The sequence below is a fragment of the Aromatoleum toluolicum genome (assembly GCF_012911005.2).
Classification (GTDB): Bacteria; Pseudomonadota; Gammaproteobacteria; order Burkholderiales; family Rhodocyclaceae; genus Aromatoleum; species Aromatoleum toluolicum.
The window spans coordinates 1-14,754 of the sequence record NZ_WTVS01000028.1 but is presented as its reverse complement, the minus strand read 5'-3'; the positions used below and the strand labels follow the sequence as shown (position 1 = coordinate 14,754).

Annotated in this window: 14 protein-coding genes; 13 read left to right on the top strand and 1 reads right to left on the bottom strand. The window is 58.7% G+C overall.

Features of this window, described 5'->3' with window-relative positions; genetic code table 11:
- Positions 1–22 precede the first annotated feature (22 nt).
- A complete protein-coding gene (locus tag GPA27_RS14255) occupies positions 23–1,417 on the bottom strand; it encodes an undecaprenyl-phosphate glucose phosphotransferase (RefSeq protein WP_169141280.1) in 1,395 nt (464 codons plus the stop codon).
- 71 nt (positions 1,418–1,488) lie between these two features.
- Here GPA27_RS14255 and epsL point away from each other — a divergent pair, with 71 nt between their 5' ends.
- The 13 genes from epsL to GPA27_RS14190 form a co-directional block, all read left to right on the top strand.
- Entirely contained in the window at positions 1,489–2,757 is a 1,269-nt protein-coding gene (epsL, locus tag GPA27_RS14250) for an XrtB/PEP-CTERM-associated polysaccharide biosynthesis outer membrane protein EpsL (RefSeq protein ID WP_169141279.1), read from the top strand.
- 206 nt (positions 2,758–2,963) lie between these two features.
- On the top strand, positions 2,964–3,638 hold the full coding sequence (locus tag GPA27_RS14245) for a PEP-CTERM sorting domain-containing protein (protein ID WP_169141278.1): 675 nt from the start codon (positions 2,964–2,966) through the stop codon (positions 3,636–3,638).
- Positions 3,639–3,874: 236 nt separating this feature from the next.
- Positions 3,875–4,234, top strand: a complete 360-nt coding sequence (locus tag GPA27_RS14240) for a PEP-CTERM sorting domain-containing protein (RefSeq protein ID WP_211165006.1) — start codon at positions 3,875–3,877, stop codon at positions 4,232–4,234.
- 105 nt (positions 4,235–4,339) lie between these two features.
- Entirely contained in the window at positions 4,340–5,395 is a 1,056-nt protein-coding gene (locus GPA27_RS14235; protein ID WP_169141276.1) for an EpsD family peptidyl-prolyl cis-trans isomerase, read from the top strand.
- 63 nt (positions 5,396–5,458) lie between these two features.
- Positions 5,459–6,295 (top strand): polysaccharide export protein EpsE, encoded by an 837-nt coding sequence (gene epsE / locus GPA27_RS14230; RefSeq protein WP_211165005.1) that lies wholly within the window; start codon positions 5,459–5,461, stop codon positions 6,293–6,295.
- A gap of 56 nt (positions 6,296–6,351) precedes the next feature.
- The gene (gene epsF / locus GPA27_RS14225; RefSeq protein WP_169141275.1) at positions 6,352–7,695 is read left to right on the top strand and encodes a chain length determinant protein EpsF; all 1,344 of its coding nucleotides are present in this window, start codon (positions 6,352–6,354) and stop codon (positions 7,693–7,695) included.
- Between the two features lie 7 nt (positions 7,696–7,702).
- On the top strand, positions 7,703–8,575 hold the full coding sequence (gene epsG / locus GPA27_RS14220) for a chain length determinant protein tyrosine kinase EpsG (RefSeq protein WP_169141274.1): 873 nt from the start codon (positions 7,703–7,705) through the stop codon (positions 8,573–8,575).
- 10 nt (positions 8,576–8,585) lie between these two features.
- Positions 8,586–9,515, top strand: coding sequence for an exosortase B (gene xrtB, locus GPA27_RS14215; protein ID WP_169141273.1), 930 nt, complete (start codon positions 8,586–8,588; stop codon positions 9,513–9,515).
- Positions 9,509–10,186, top strand: coding sequence for an exosortase-associated protein EpsI, B-type (gene epsI / locus GPA27_RS14210; protein WP_169141272.1), 678 nt, complete (start codon positions 9,509–9,511; stop codon positions 10,184–10,186). Before xrtB ends, epsI begins: the two co-directional genes overlap by 7 nt.
- Positions 10,187–10,222: 36 nt before the next feature.
- Complete coding sequence (locus GPA27_RS14205; protein WP_169141271.1) at positions 10,223–11,707, top strand: hypothetical protein; 1,485 nt, start codon at positions 10,223–10,225, stop codon at positions 11,705–11,707.
- Entirely contained in the window at positions 11,704–13,245 is a 1,542-nt protein-coding gene (locus GPA27_RS14200; protein WP_169141270.1) for a lipopolysaccharide biosynthesis protein, read from the top strand. The genes GPA27_RS14205 and GPA27_RS14200 overlap by 4 nt, the downstream gene beginning before the upstream one ends.
- Positions 13,245–14,492: a glycosyltransferase gene (locus GPA27_RS14195; RefSeq protein ID WP_308446335.1), complete on the top strand. Its 1,248-nt coding sequence runs from the start codon at positions 13,245–13,247 to the stop codon at positions 14,490–14,492. The genes GPA27_RS14200 and GPA27_RS14195 overlap by 1 nt, the downstream gene beginning before the upstream one ends.
- Before the next feature lie 61 nt (positions 14,493–14,553).
- Positions 14,554–14,754: transposase (locus tag GPA27_RS14190; RefSeq protein WP_505606750.1), on the top strand; the 201-nt coding region annotated here is incomplete at its 3' end.

Genomic DNA, 14,754 nt, shown 5'->3' with positions numbered 1-14,754 from the left:
CAGCCCCCTAAGACGCCGTTTCTCAGTACGCGTTGCGGTCTCGGACGACCAGCAGCACCGTCTTGACGATGATCCACAGATCGAGCGACAGCGACCACGTCCGAAGGTACTGAAGGTCGAACTCGATCCGCTTCACCATCTTCTCGATCGTATCTGTCTCTCCGCGGTAGCCGCACACCTGCGCCCAGCCGGTTATGCCAGGCTTGACCTTGTGGCGCACCATGTAACCCTTGATCAGGCGTCTGTACGTCTCATTGTGAGCGACCGCATGCGGTCGTGGCCCGACGATGCTCATGCGGCCCTGCAGCACGTTGATGAACTGAGGGAGTTCGTCCAGCGAAGTCCGGCGCAACACCGCCCCCACGGGTGTAACCCGCCGGTCACCGCGTGTAGCCTGAGGGACATCGCCTCCGTCGTCGCACGTGGTCATGGAGCGGAACTTGTAGACGGTGATTTCCTTGCCGTCCAGCCCGTAACGCCGCTGCCTGAAGATCACGGGGCCTGGTGACGACACCTTCACCGCGAGCGCTACTGCGAGCATCACCGGCGCGATCAGGATCAGGATCAGCAGCGACAGGGCGATGTCTGACAGCCGCTTCACCATCCCGTCGAAGCCGGTAAATGGGGTTTCGCAAACCGCCACGACCGGCATTCCGCCCACATGATCGAGCCGCCCCTGAATGAGATCGGTGACGAAGATGTCCGGGGCAAAGTAGATCGATGCGGTGGTGTCTTTCAGATCGTCCAGCAGCTTGAGAATTCTTGGCTGGCTGGCCATCGGCAAGGCGACGTAGATGTGGTCGATCGAATGCTCCTTGGTGAACTCGGCCAGATGGCTCATGTTGCCCAGAATGGGGCTATCCCCGATCCCATCGAGGCGCTCGCGTCCTCGGTCATCGAAGAACCCTGCGAACGCAATGCCATTGAAAGGGTCGTGGGCAAGTTCGCGTGCGAGACGCAATCCGGTCTCGTTGCATCCGACAACAACGGCCCGGCGCTGATGTTTCTCAGACGCCATCACCTGCGAAAGCACCATGCGTGCCGCGCACCGTGTGATCAGCCAGACAAACGGCAGGCCGGCGAGCCAGGCGATCACGACCTCCCGCGGAAAGTAATGAACATAACCGCTGGCGATGCCAAAGGCGAGCAAGACAGCCGTGATGAGGAGCCACGACGTGAACGTCTTGCGGAGCATGCGGCGGGCAGTGTCGCGAAGGTGGAAGTCACCCGGAAAAGTAAGCGAAAAGGAGACCAGCCCCACGATTACGTACGCTGGCCCGAAGCGCTCACCGAACAAGGCAGCTACGACGAAGAGCAGTGCAGTGGCCGCCGCCGGATCGAGTAGCGACTCGATCGCACGCGCTGCGGAAAATGATCCCCGCCACAGCGTGCCGTGTTTGTTGCTTGATGCAAACATGGTAAAAGGTGCGCCTTACAATTTCTAACAGCATACTGTAAAGCGATGCAAAGGTCATTCAGGCGAGAAGCATGTGCAGAGTAGAAAATGTCATAGAGATCACCATAATATGCGCAAAGCATTTCGCAGCGTTGCCTGGTGCGGCGCGACGCCTGGGTCCGACGTCATCCGCGATGGCTCTCCTTGCCCTGTCCGTTCCGCCCGCTCTGGGCGCCGAGGGCGATGCGCACGGACTCACCATATCGCACGAACTTGTACGCGACGACAACCTCTTCCGCATGCCAGACGATACCCGCCCGGTGATAGACGGTCGCGTCAGGCAGCGTTCAGATACCGTTAATGTGACGGCGTTGTCGGCAACTTTCGACCGCACTTACGGCCGGCAGCGACTCGTCGGCGAACTCGGCATCACTCGCAACGACTACCTCGAGTTCAACCACCTGGATTTCACGGCGAAGAATTGCCGGGGAACTTGGCTGTGGGGATTCGGTAAGCAGTGGAGCGGAACCGTCACGACCGAGCAGTCGGAGAGCCTGCGCAGCTTTGCTGACCGCGGCACGACCACGCGCAGCGTCAATACCTACCGCCGACATGCGGCGGACGCGCGTTATCGACTTGATCCGCGGTGGGCGGTGGGCGTCGGCTGGGTGCACGCGGACAGTCGTTATGACGAGCCGCGATCCTCCGGATCCGAGTACGTCGAGGACGCATTCGAGGCGCTTGCGCATTACCGCTCGCCGACGGACAGTACGCTCACATTCGTTGCGCGAGGCGCCACTGGCCGCTATCCCGGACGTGAACGTAGCGAAACGTCCATGACCGGCTACGAACAGCGCGATCTCCTGCTTCGCGCAAACTGGATGGCCAGCGGCCACAGTCGTATCAGTGGCAACATCGGCTACACGTGGCGCGAGTACCCGCACGTAAGCGAAAAGAACTTCAGCGGCCTTACCGGCCGCCTCACCCATGACTGGACGCCAAGCGGAAAGGTGGGGCTGGGGGTTACGGTGCGTCGTGAGATGGGCGCTCGCGAGGACGTCGCAGACAATTTCGTGATCACCCGCGCGGTTTCAGTCGATCCCTCATGGGTCGTGAGCAGCAAGATTCAGGTGCGCGGAAAGGTTGAATGGTTGAGGCGCGACTATGGCGGGGACCCGTTTGCCTCGGTGTCTCCCGACCGGGATGACCGAACACGCGCAGTGAGCGTCGCCGTCGAGTGGACCCCGGTTCGCGCCGTCGTGCTGCGGCTAGGAGCACGAAGTGAGCGCCGCTTCGCCTCGGCGGCTGCACCGGGTTATGCGGCGCAAGGCGCATTCCTGAGCGCCAAGTTCCGTATCTGAATGCCAAATATATGTAATACGGCTGATGCGAGGTTCTGATATGCATGTAAGAATGCCATTGGCAAGAACGGAAGCACCGACGGCGGACTGGCTGTGGTCGGCGATCGACGACAAGAAAAGCGTCCTCGCCCCCGCAAGAGCGCAGTGCGCGGTGCCTGGTTGTTCAATCCTCATGGCAAAGCGAGGCAATCTGGATGGCGGTGAGAATGAAATCCCTGGTCGTGGCGCTGACGAGCGCCGTAATCTCGGCAAGTGCGAGTGCTGCGACGATCAGTCTGAACGGAGAGGGCTTTGGCGTTAGCTGGGACGATTCCGTCGCAAGCCTATTCGGCGCGCCGACTCTGGTCGGCAACAATCTGATCTTCAAACCCACGGCGTTTGGCGTTTCGTCCATTACGAACGCATGGAGCACCCTGGTCGGAACATTCAACATGACCGTGTCCACCTGGTCAGGGTACCAGCTCGCCTCGGTGGGCTTTGTCGACGTTGGGAGCTATGCACTGCTGGGGGCGGGCGCGAACACGGCAGTAGGAACTAGCCTCTTCGTCACGCCCTATGACAGCGCCGGGGCCTCGGCATTCTCGGGAAGTTCGGGAGCATCCGGTAGCGGTATCGGCTACGGAAGTTGGACCCTTGGTGACGCGGAAAGCCCGGAAGTTACCGGCTTGGCTGCACAGTCGGCGAATGTGGGGCTGACGACGTTTCTCGCAGCCAACGGGGGAAGTGCCGGCAATTTCGCGTCTGTGAACCTGTCGAGCGCCAAGCTCTCGCTAGGCGTAGTACCGGTTGCGCCCGTTCCCGAGCCGGAGGCATACCTGATGCTGCTCACCGGCCTCGGCATGGTTGGCGTCATCGCCAGGCGGCGATCTGCCCGTCGGTAGTTCGAACCACCCGATGTCGCCTGGGACCGATTCGTCATCCCGGGCGCCGCGCCGATCATCACTTGATCTAAATCAGCACCTAATCATCTATTTGGAGTACGACGATACGATATTGCAAACAAATATGTAAAATGTTGTTTCGCACTGCAGCATGTCCGCGTCTCGTCATGACCCGAGAGCAGCGCATCGCAGATGCGTGTCCTTGTCGGTAGATGGGTTTCTGGAGAGATGTGCGGATGAAGCTGAGACGGGTAGTGGTCGGCGTAGTGGGTTTCTTTCTGGCAGGAGGCGCCTTCGCCGGTGCGAACGGTAACTCGGATAACGAAAACGCTGCCTTCAATGCAGTGATTCACTCCAACGTCACGGGGCAGGGCGGCGGCGTCGTGTCGAGCTTGTCGGTCCCGGGGAGTTTCGGGGCGGGAATCGGTTCGGCGGTCAGCGGACTTGCGACCGGTGCCGGCGGAATTTCAGTCGCGATTACGGCGGGAGGAGCTCCCAATGTCATCCCTCCCGTTCCGGAGCCCGATACCTACGCAATGCTCCTGGTCGGTCTCGGCATGGTGGGTGTGATGGTGGGGCGGCGTAGCAAACGCTGACGGCGTCTCGTACGCGCAGATGTCAGCACGCCGTCTGCGTTGATTCGGTTCTGCACTGCGATTTCTCCAGTGGGTGTGATCTCTTGCGGAAGCCGTCGGCGCACGGTGGCGCACGCACGTCCTTTTGTCGCGGCTTCCGAAATCGGCATAACCGACACCCACATCAAGATCGATTCCTCGGCACGCTGCTGCCCTTGCGGTTCTGACTATTGCTTCGACACGATGAAATACATTGCACCTTCCTTGGCGCTTACATTCGCGCTCGTCACTCTTGCGGGATGCGGAGGACGAACCGAGTCACAGCCCGCATCGCAGGTCGCTGCACGGGTCGGTTCGTACGAAATAACCGTGCATCAGGTAAGCGCCGAACTCGCACGACTCGGTAACGCTGCAGGTGATCAGGTCAGGCTGGCGGGAGCCCTTGCTCTCGAGCGGCTTATCGACCAGGAGTTGATGGTTGCGCAAGCCGAAGAGCAGAAAATCGACCGAGATCCGACAGTGATGGCGGCGGTGGATGCAGTGCGCAGGGAAGTGCTCTCGCGTGCATACGTGGAACGACTCACCGCCCTAACCGCGACGCCGAGCAGTGGTGAAGTTCAGCGCTTCTACCTTGAAAACCCCGAACTCTTCAGCAAGCGTCGCGTGTACGCCCTGCGCGAGCTCCGCGTATCGGTTCCTGCCGGCCGCGAAGGCGACATTCGGACCACAACGGACAAGGCGGCCACTCTGGATGAGGTTGCAGCTTGGCTGCGCCGCGAGCAGATCCCGTTCAAGTCCGATTCCGGAGTAAGGCCTGCTGAAGACCTGCCGCTCGACGCCCTCAAGCGATTGGCCACGATGCGGGAGGGGCAGCTCGGCGTGCTGTCCTCGCCAGGCGCCCTCCTGATCATCCAGGTGATCGGGGCGCGAGAGCAACCTGTTGATGAGGCTTCCGCTGCGCCCCTGATCGAGCGCTACCTCACCAACCGCACGCGGGAAAAAGTCGCGCGTGAAGCCCTGCGTGATTTGCGCCAGCGCGCTGCAATCGAATATGTCGGCGAATTCGATCCGAAAGGTCGCACTGCGGAAGCTACCTTGGCGCCGGGAAGCCCTGCAACGACTCCGGCAACGCAGGCACTCAGTCCCACGGCACTCGACAAGGGTGTCGGCGGACTCAGATGACGAAATGCGCACCTGCGCGTGTACAGCAACTTTGCCACTTTCTTTCCGTACCCAGGATTACGCATGAGCCATCGGTCGCTTACGGCAATCATTCTCCTCGTCCTGTCACTATTGTTCGCATTGGGTATCGTTTCGCCCGCGATGGCTGAAATTGCCCGCGATGTTCCCGCTCGGTCGGGCGACTACGTGCTCGGACCGGGAGACGTGATCCGCATCACCGTTTACCAGAATCCTGACCTCACGACCGAGGCCCGCGTGTCCGAAGGCGGAGTGATCAGTTTCCCGCTGCTCGGGAGCGTTGCGGTCGGCGGTCGGTCGGCCGGATCTGTCGAGCGTCAGATCGAACGCCAGTTGCGTGAAGGCGGTTTCGTCCTGCAACCGCAAGTCAGCGTGCTGGCCACGCAGATGCGCGGCAATCAGGTCTCCGTGATCGGCCTCGTCGGTCGGCCGGGGCGTTACCCGCTTGAAACGTCCAATATCCGCCTTTCCGATGTGCTCGCAACGGCCGGCGGAATTGCACCCACCGGCGCCGACACCGTAGTGCTCATTGGCGTACGCGACGGCAAGACGCTGCGCAGCGAAATCGACATTCCGGCATTGTTTCTCAAGGGTGGCGAAGGCGACGTTACCGTTTCTGGCGGGGACATCCTCTACGTCCATCGCGCTCCCACGTTCTACATCTACGGCGAGGTGCAGCGTCCCGGCGCCTTCCGCCTGGAGCGGAACATGAGCGTGATGCAAGCACTCGCGACCGGAGGTGGCATCAATCAGCGCGGAACCTTGCGTGGACTGCAGGTCCACCGGCGCAATCCGGAAGGACATCTCGAAATTGTCGAACCTGCACTCGAAGATCTGCTTCGCCCCGACGATGTGATCTACGTTCGCGAAAGCCTCTTCTGAGCCCCTTTTCACCAGGCAGCAAGCAAGACGCCCAGACCCCCGCGGAAAACTCTCGAATGACTTTTCACCAGTTTCTCCTGATCCTGCGCGCGCGCTGGGTCATTGTCGCCAGCGTACTGGGCATCGTCATTGCCACCACACTGCTGGTGAGCCTGATCATCCCGCGCCAGTACACAGCAGAAACGGCACTCGTGATCGACGTCAAATCGCCAGATCCGATCGTCGGTGCCGCACTACCTGTTCAGATGCTGGCCGGATACATGGCAACCCAGGTCGACATCATCAACTCGAACCGGGTCGCCGAGCGCGTCGTCGCACTGCTCAAGATGGACGAAGCCCCCGCGGTGCGCGAGCAGTGGCAGGCCGATACTGATGGACGAGGCGAACTTCGCATATGGCTTGCAGAGTTGCTGCAGAAGAAGCTCGTCGTGCGGCCTTCGCGCGACAGCAATGTCATCACGATCGCCTTCACCGGCAACGCCCCTGACTTTGCCGCGGCGGTGGCCAATGCTTTCGCTCAAGCCTATATCGAGGTCAATCTCGAGCTAAAGGTCGAGCCCGCACGACAGTACGCCCGTTGGTTCGATGAGCAGAGCGGTCCGCTGCGTGAAAAAGTCGAGGCTGCGCAAAAGCGACTCTCGGACTACCAGCTGCAGCACGGTATCGTTCCGGCCGACGGGCGACTCGATGTCGAAAATGCGCGACTGGCGGAAATTTCCAGCCAACTCGTCGTCGCCGAGGCACAGCGCATGGACAGTCGTTCCCGCCAGAATCAATCAGGATCAGCGGAAACTTTGCCCGAAGTGCTCCAGAGCGGCCTGATCCAGGGACTCAAGGCCGAACTCGCGCGTCAGGAGGCCGCACGCGAACAACTCGGTTCGCGCGTCGGCAAGAACCATCCGGACTATGCCCGCATCGAAGCGGAAGTCCGTTCGCTGCGCGAGCGCATCGGTGCCGAGACGCAGCGTATCGCCAGCTCGATGGGAACGGCCACGCGTGTAAACGTGGCGCGTGAATCGGACCTGCGCGCCGCGCTCGAAGCGCAGAAGAAGCGCGTCCTAGAACTGCGCGAGAGGCGCGACCAGATCGCGGTCCTGCAACGCGATGTCGAGTCCGCGCAGCGTGCCTACGACCTCGTCGCCCAACGTCTGACGCAGGCCAGCCTGGAAAGCCGGACCCAGCAGACCAACATCGCGGTGCTGACATCGGCTACGGCGCCCATGCAGCATTCCAGCCCGCGCACTGCGCTCAACCTCGCGCTCGCCATCTTCCTTGGCACGCTCCTCGGCCTCGGCTCGGCGCTGCTGCTCGAACTCGTCGACCAACGCGTGCGTGGCCCCGAAGACATCGAGCAGTGCGCTGCTGCGCCGCTGCTCGGCATCATCCCCGCTCGCGCGTGAGACCCTCATGAACGCCCCCATCAGCTCCAAGAACCTCGGCCACGCCGAACGCTCGATCGGCGCCATCCTCATCGACGCCGGTCGCCTCAAGGCCGAAGATGCCGAGAAAATCCTCCGCCTGCAGCGTGAAGGCGGCCTGCGCTTCGGCGACGCCGCATGCAAGCTCGGCCTCGTCACCGAAGAGGATATCCAGTTCGCCCTCTCGCGCCAGTTCGACTACCCCTACCTGCAGCGCGGCGAGAGCGGAGTCGCGGACGAAGTCGTCGCCGCGTACAACCCCTTCCATCCGCAGGTCGAAGCGCTGCGCGCCGTGCGCAGCCAGCTCATGCTGCGCTGGTTCGACCCGGCCGCCGGCCGCCGTTGCCTCGCCATCGCCAGCCCCGGGCGCGAGGAAGGGCGCTCCTGGCTCGTCGCGAATCTCGGGGTCGTCTTTTCGCAGCTCGGCGAGCGCACCCTCATCATCGACGCAGATATGCGCAATCCGCGCCAGCACCTGCTCTTCGGCGTCGATAACCGCATGGGCCTCTCGGCAGCGCTGTCCGGCCGCGGCAGTGCAGAGATCGTGCGCCGCGTGCCGGCACTGGTCGACCTCTCCGTCCTCCCCGCGGGCGCCACGCCACCCAACCCGCAGGAGCTGATCTCCCGCCCGACCTTCGCTGCGCTGCTCAAGCAATACGCCGAGGAATACGACGTCATTCTCGTCGACACCCCCGCCGCAGGCAGTACTGCCGACACCTTTACCCTCGCCGCCCGCGCGGGCGGCACCCTGCTCGTCGCGCGCCCGCACCTCACACGCACGGCCGCACTGCGCACGCTCGCGGGCGAGTTCCACCAGGCCGGCATCACGGTGGTGGGCAGCGTCCTCAACGACGCGGGCTGAGGGCACGCCGATGACGCCGCCGGCGCGCGCCGCAACCGTGGAACAACTCGCGCCGGCGCAGGCCGGCGGGCAGGGCGCGGAACCGCTCGCGCCTTGGCTCATTGTCCTCGCAGGGCTGTCCTTCCTCTACGTTCCCAGCTTCATCGGTCTATTCACCGGCATCTGGAGCAGCCAGGAGCAGGCCCACGGTCCCATCGTGCTCGGCGTCTCACTCTGGCTGCTCTACCGCCAGTGGCCGGAAATGCTCCGGCGCAGCGCCGGGCGCCCGACTTCCGCAGCCGGCTGGCCCATCCTCGTTTTCGGCTTGCTGCTATACATCCTCGGCCGCTCGCAAGACATCTTGATCTTCGAAATCGGCTCCCCTATCTGGGTGTTAGCCGCCGTCGGCCTCATCTTGCGCGGCACCGCAGCGGTGAAGGCGCAATGGTTCGCACTGTTTTTCATGCTTTTCATGATTCCGCTGCCGGGTGCGGTGGTCGATGCGGTCACCATGCCGATGAAGCTCGCGGTCTCGAATGTGGCGGAGCACGTCCTCTACTGGGCCGGCTATCCCATCGCCCGTAGCGGCGTCATCCTCCAGATCGGGCAATACAAACTCCTCGTCGCAGATGCCTGCGCCGGACTGCACACGCTCTTCACCCTGGAAGCCTTGGGGTTGCTGTACCTCAAGCTCACGCATTCCGAGTCCGCGCTGCGCAACACGCTGCTCGCGACCCTGATTGTTCCGATTTCATTCGCCGCGAACGTGATTCGCGTGATGGTGCTAACGCTGATCACCTTCCATTACGGCGACGCAGCGGGGCAGGGGTTCATGCACGGGTTTGCGGGGATGGTGCTGTTCGTTAGTGCGTTGCTTCTGATCATCGGGGTAGATGCCGCCCTGCAATATGCAGTTCGGCGATTCAGCAGCCACCAGTCCGAACGGCGTATCCGATGTTAAGTAAACGAGTCCAAGGTGTCCTAATTGCAACGTTACTGATAAGCGGGTCGGTTGTTGCGGCAATGATGAAGCCGGCCCACACGATCGCAGCGGATCGAAAGACCTTCAATCTGGAATCGGCAATTCCAGACGAATTTGCAGATTGGCGAACAGATGATGCCTTTGTGATCGTATCCGTAACTCCAGATGTTCAACAAAAAATAGATGCTCTTTATAGTCAGGTCCTAAATAGAACCTATATAAACGCAAGCGGCCAGCGCGTGATGCTATCGATCGCATACGGGGGTGACCAACGCGATTCGCTCGCCGTGCACTATCCAGACGTATGCTATCCGGCTCAAGGTTTCGAAATCATCTCCAGAAGGACAGGCGAAATACACACCGATCAAGGACGCATTCAGGTAAAGCGCATAGAGACTGTTCAACAACAGCGGTTCGAGCCGGTAACTTACTGGGCAATGGTCGGTGACTATCCTGCGCTCGGCGGAGTCGACAAGAAGCTTGCAGAAATGCGATATGGGCTGAAAGGGAATATCCCTGGAGGTCTGTTGGCGCGTGTGTCAAGTATTGACAAGGATTCACAAAATGCGTTCGCTGCACACGATAACTTTATTGCGGAACTTCTGAATGCAATAAATAGTTCAACTAGAAAGCGGATTTCTGGACTATAAGCATGAAGTATGCGTAAGCGAATGCGCCGGTTATATATGCAAAATGAAATTGAGCTGTGTTCTGGCATGTCGTCGAGAGTATCAACTCATGTCATGAATTTAATATGCATTCTGTTTGCCTGTTTGGCAGGCTTAATTGTCGGCATTGGCAATTATGTAACGATATTTATTTTGTTAGCAGGAATTGTTTGCGTTGGCCAGCTTTTTAAACCGGTTTCACTTATATACGTCATTTCGAGCTTGGGGCTTCTCGTCGTTGGCGTGACTCCCCTATGGGCTGATGGTGGTGCGGCAAAGTCCGTTTGGGCTGTTTCGCTCCTAGGGCTTGTGTTAATGCTATTGTCTCTAGCCAAACTTTCATTAGATAAGGAAGTTGCTCGCGGCACCCCCCCGTTTGTCTGGATCTTGCTCGTCTTCGTTGTATACGCTGCGCTTCATTCGATTATTCAATGGAGTTCTGCGTCAGAAATATTTTCTGGATTTAAGCGATATTTCCAAGTCACCGGTTTGGTATTTGCGATGGCATGGTTGGCAATTGATTCAATTACAGTTTCGAGATGGCGAATCCTGATAGTTGCTGTCGCATTTCTTCAATTGCCGTGGGCCCTCTATCAACTTATCGAGTGGGTTCCAGTGCGCGAGGGTGTACGCTACTTCTATCCGGGAATGATTCCGATCGATGTGGTGGCGGGTACATTTGGTTCTAGTAAATTCTCCGGTGGGGCGAATGCTGAAATGGCGACTTTTCTCGTCGTTGTTTTGGCTTTTTTCTTATCGAGACTGAGAGAAAAACTTATCTCGGTAAAAAGGTTCGTTTTGTTTCTACCTGCACTTGCCCCACTATTTCTTGGGGAGACAAAGGTGGTGGTCGTTCTTCTTCCCTTGATGTTTATTGTGTTATATCGAAGTGAGCTATTTCGGCGTCCGATGTTTGCCTTAGGGGCATTGATTGTGGGCGCGGCGCTTACTGCCTCCGTTACCTATGCCTATCTGAATCTTCTCGGGAAGACTTTGGAAGAGCAAATTAACGATACGGTCGAATACAATTTTCAGGAAAGGGGGTATGGGGCAAACTTGTTAAATAGGACGACGGCACTTACTTTTTGGGTGAATTCTCAGGGTTCCGATGACCCGATTGGGGGCGTTTTTGGTCATGGCCTTGGTGCTGCGCATTCGGCCACCGGTGGTTACATCGCGCGCCCGTTAGCCGGATATGGTATCGATCTGACTGCCGCCTCGACTTTGCTCTGGGAGCAGGGGCCTGTCGGTCTGGCACTATTCATTGCGATCTTGATCGCGGCTTGGCGTGAAGCCGGTCGCCTTGCGCGAGCGGCGTGTTCAAGCAAGGTCAGAGCGGATGCGGCGGCAATACAAGCTGTTATCCCAATCTTTGCGTTTTATTTAGTTTATCGCGTCGCGTACTTAGAAAGTATGCCATTCCAGATTGTTTATTATGGCGTTCTCGGTTATCTAGCTTGGTTGAGTAAAGCGGCTAACGACGCTTGTGATGATAGTAAATGAGCGAAAACTCATATTCCTGCCAAGCATTGAAGCGAGGTGCATGGCATTACCTAACAGGAAAGGCTGCATCGGCCGCTATCACCTTTGTAGTTCTCCTCTGGCTCGTTCGTTTGCTTCCGCTAGAGCAGTACGGTGTCTATGTGGCGCTAATTGCCGCATCTGAGTTGGCTTATGCAATTGGCGGGCTTGGACTGCCATGGCTGGCGGCACGGTACTTGCCCGAGTACCGATTAAAGGCGTCTGGCATCGCTCTGGTTAGAGTCTGTCGACAGATCCTGATTCTGCAAGCGGTAGCATTTTCAACCCTTGCTGGGATTTTGTTTGTTCTTGGTGGGCACTATCTAGCGTGGCTTGACTTGCAGGTCTACCGTTCTGCTGCGGCAATTTTTCTGCTGGTGTTGGTGTTTGAAGGGTTGGGGCGGTTTGTCCGTGAGCCGCTTATGGGCCCACTGATGCGGCAGGGGGACGCACGAATCAGTCTGATCGCCCGCCAGTTATTGATCCTAGTCTTCCTGGTTTTATTCAATAGCTTTGGACTTGTTGATGTCTTCGGCGTCGCCACGATTGAAGCGGGCGCGTCCATTGTTTCGTTCGGGCTTGGCTGGTGGCTGCTTGAGCGGGAATTCAAAGCCTTGAAGGATGAGAAGGCCCATCCGGACTGGGAGGAGCCAACACTAAGGGCTCACTGGGGAGTGGCATGTCGAATGTATCTCGCCCACCTGCTTACCCTGACGTACAGCGCGCAGGTATTGACGAACGTGGTTATGCGCGTGCTGGGTACCGAGGCGACGGCGCTGTTCGGGTTCCTGCGGGCGCTCAATGATCAGGTCGCCCGGTACCTGCCAGCAACACTTCTATTTAGTCTGATTAGACCAAAACTCGTGGCGAGTTACGTTGGGGGCGGGGGCATGGTTGAGCTCAGGCGTAATGCGAACCTCGCTGGAAAGCTCAGTCTCTTTGCTCTGGCAGCGTTAATTGCTTTTGTTGCGCTGTCTGGTGACGCGCTGGTTGGTGTGTTGTCGGGTGGAAAATTCGCCGACACGGGTTGGCTGTTTCTTGGATTCATGGCGGGTTTGATTCCGTTTAGTCAACGTCAGTTGCTTGAATCCGTCGCAGTGACAATTGGTCGCGCGAGTGTGTGTGTCTGGGCTTCAGCTAGCGGACTGGTGATGCTGCCGTTGGTTTGGGTACTGATTCAGGCTGATTTTGGCTTGTGGGCACCAGTTATTGCCATTGGGGTAGGGCATCTAGCATTCAATAGCTATGTGCTGTTCGTTATTGCTCGCAGGGATGGTTATCGTGCGGATTGGTTCGGCGTTATGAAGATATTGGGCTCCGCCGCGCTCGCATATTTGATTGGTGCGGGGCTGCCATTCGAGTGGCTATCCAACATGCCATCAAAATTGAGTGTACTCTTAGTGCAGGCCATACTCATTGTGTCCACTTACTTGTTTTTGGGATGGATCTTCAAGCCGTTTTCCAATGAGGAGCGGGAACGCATCAATGGCCTTTTCAAGAAGCAGGTGTTCATCTGGTGATGCCTATGCGCTTGCTTTTCATTACTGCGGAGCCTTGCCCCACGTTTCGCGCGGATGTTAATAGCTTGTTCGGAAGGAGCCTGCCTTCCTTTGGCGTGTTTTCGGATGTGGTTACGACAAGGGTTCCGAACCACGACGGGCCCGTCGCGTGGGGGGGAGGCAGGGCGTTCGTGTGTAATAGTGCGGGTGGTGGTGCTCTCAAACATCTTCGTAAATTTTTCCATTGCGCGCGCCACACCTTAGCTGCTGACAAAACGAGTTATCAGGCCGTGCAAGTTCGCGATATGCCGTTCTTGGCCGCGTTTTGCATGGTAATTGCACGCCTCAATGGTCTCCCTTTCTTCTATTGGATGTCCTACCCCATACCGGAAGGGCAGATGATGCGCGCAAAAAGGCGGAGCACGCGTTATGTATCCCCTAAGGCCTGGCTCTTGTGGCTGCGGGGGCGAATCGGGCAAGCACTTGTTCACAGAGTAGTGCTTCCTGGTGCCGACCATGTATTCGTGCAGTCGGAGCACATGAAGCGCAACGTGGTGGCGTTAGGGGTGTCGTCTGCCCGAGTAACGCCGGTGCCAATGGGGGTAGATCTGGCTGCCGTGCGTGCGCTGGATCTTGTCCCGAGTGATGATGCAAGGCTGGCTGATCGGCCTGTGCTTGTCTATCTGGGGACGCTTGATCCCGTTCGACAAATAGAGGTCTTGTTCGAGATGCTCGCGCGCGTTCGTCGCGAGGGCTCGGATGCACTGCTTGTGCTGATTGGTGATACACACGACAAGGCGTACCGGGCTTGGCTGATGGCGAAGGCGCGCGAGGCCGGAATCGAAGAGCACGTCCTTTGGACGGGGTGGTTGTCGATGAATGAGGCCTGGAGGTACGTTCTTGCCGGGCGCGTCGGCCTTTCGCCGATTCCACGTGGTTACCTATTGGATGCAGGATCGCCAACCAAGGTGCCTGAATACCTTTCGCTCGGCATCCCGGTGGTCTGCAATGACAACCCGGATCAGCAGATTGCGATTGAGACCAGTGGCGCCGGCCTCTGTGTTCCTTATACGGGCGAGGATTTTGCACGGGCCGTCCTTAAGTTATTGAATGAAGACGACGCGGTACGCTCACGGCGGATAAATGCGGGCTATCGATATATTAGCTCGAATCGAGACTATCAGATCATTGCCCGTGATATCGCGGACGTCTATAGGAATTTGTCTTCCGCAGCGGCGGATTCGTCGAATTCGATCAAGAACCCTTAGGGAATCTCTGATCTATTCAGAGCCGGTAAAATACTGAAGTCATAGACCACGCACTGCCGCCATGAAACAAACGACCTTCGCCTCGCAGGCCTTCGACGGGAAGAAGAAGCTGACTCGCCGGGAACGCTTTCTCGGCGAGATGGACGCGGTCGTACCGTGGTCGACATTGCTTGCAGTGATCGAGCCACACTACCCGAAGGCCGGTCGGCGCGGTCGCCCGCCGATGCCGCTGGAAACGATGCTGCGGATCTACTTCATGCAG

What these genes read in the sequence shown, in the direction of transcription:
- GPA27_RS14255 (WP_169141280.1), bottom strand. Translation starts at nt 1,417, where the DNA reads ATGTTTGCATCAAGCAACAAACACGGCACGCTGTGGCGGGGATCATTT.
- epsL (WP_169141279.1), top strand. Translation starts at nt 1,489, where the DNA reads ATGTGCAGAGTAGAAAATGTCATAGAGATCACCATAATATGCGCAAAG.
- GPA27_RS14245 (WP_169141278.1), top strand. Translation starts at nt 2,964, where the DNA reads ATGAAATCCCTGGTCGTGGCGCTGACGAGCGCCGTAATCTCGGCAAGT.
- GPA27_RS14240 (WP_211165006.1), top strand. Translation starts at nt 3,875, where the DNA reads ATGAAGCTGAGACGGGTAGTGGTCGGCGTAGTGGGTTTCTTTCTGGCA.
- epsE (WP_211165005.1), top strand. Translation starts at nt 5,459, where the DNA reads ATGAGCCATCGGTCGCTTACGGCAATCATTCTCCTCGTCCTGTCACTA.
- epsF (WP_169141275.1), top strand. Translation starts at nt 6,352, where the DNA reads ATGACTTTTCACCAGTTTCTCCTGATCCTGCGCGCGCGCTGGGTCATT.
- epsG (WP_169141274.1), top strand. Translation starts at nt 7,703, where the DNA reads ATGAACGCCCCCATCAGCTCCAAGAACCTCGGCCACGCCGAACGCTCG.
- xrtB (WP_169141273.1), top strand. Translation starts at nt 8,586, where the DNA reads ATGACGCCGCCGGCGCGCGCCGCAACCGTGGAACAACTCGCGCCGGCG.
- epsI (WP_169141272.1), top strand. Translation starts at nt 9,509, where the DNA reads ATGTTAAGTAAACGAGTCCAAGGTGTCCTAATTGCAACGTTACTGATA.
- GPA27_RS14205 (WP_169141271.1), top strand. Translation starts at nt 10,223, where the DNA reads ATGCAAAATGAAATTGAGCTGTGTTCTGGCATGTCGTCGAGAGTATCA.
- GPA27_RS14200 (WP_169141270.1), top strand. Translation starts at nt 11,704, where the DNA reads ATGAGCGAAAACTCATATTCCTGCCAAGCATTGAAGCGAGGTGCATGG.
- GPA27_RS14195 (WP_308446335.1), top strand. Translation starts at nt 13,245, where the DNA reads ATGCCTATGCGCTTGCTTTTCATTACTGCGGAGCCTTGCCCCACGTTT.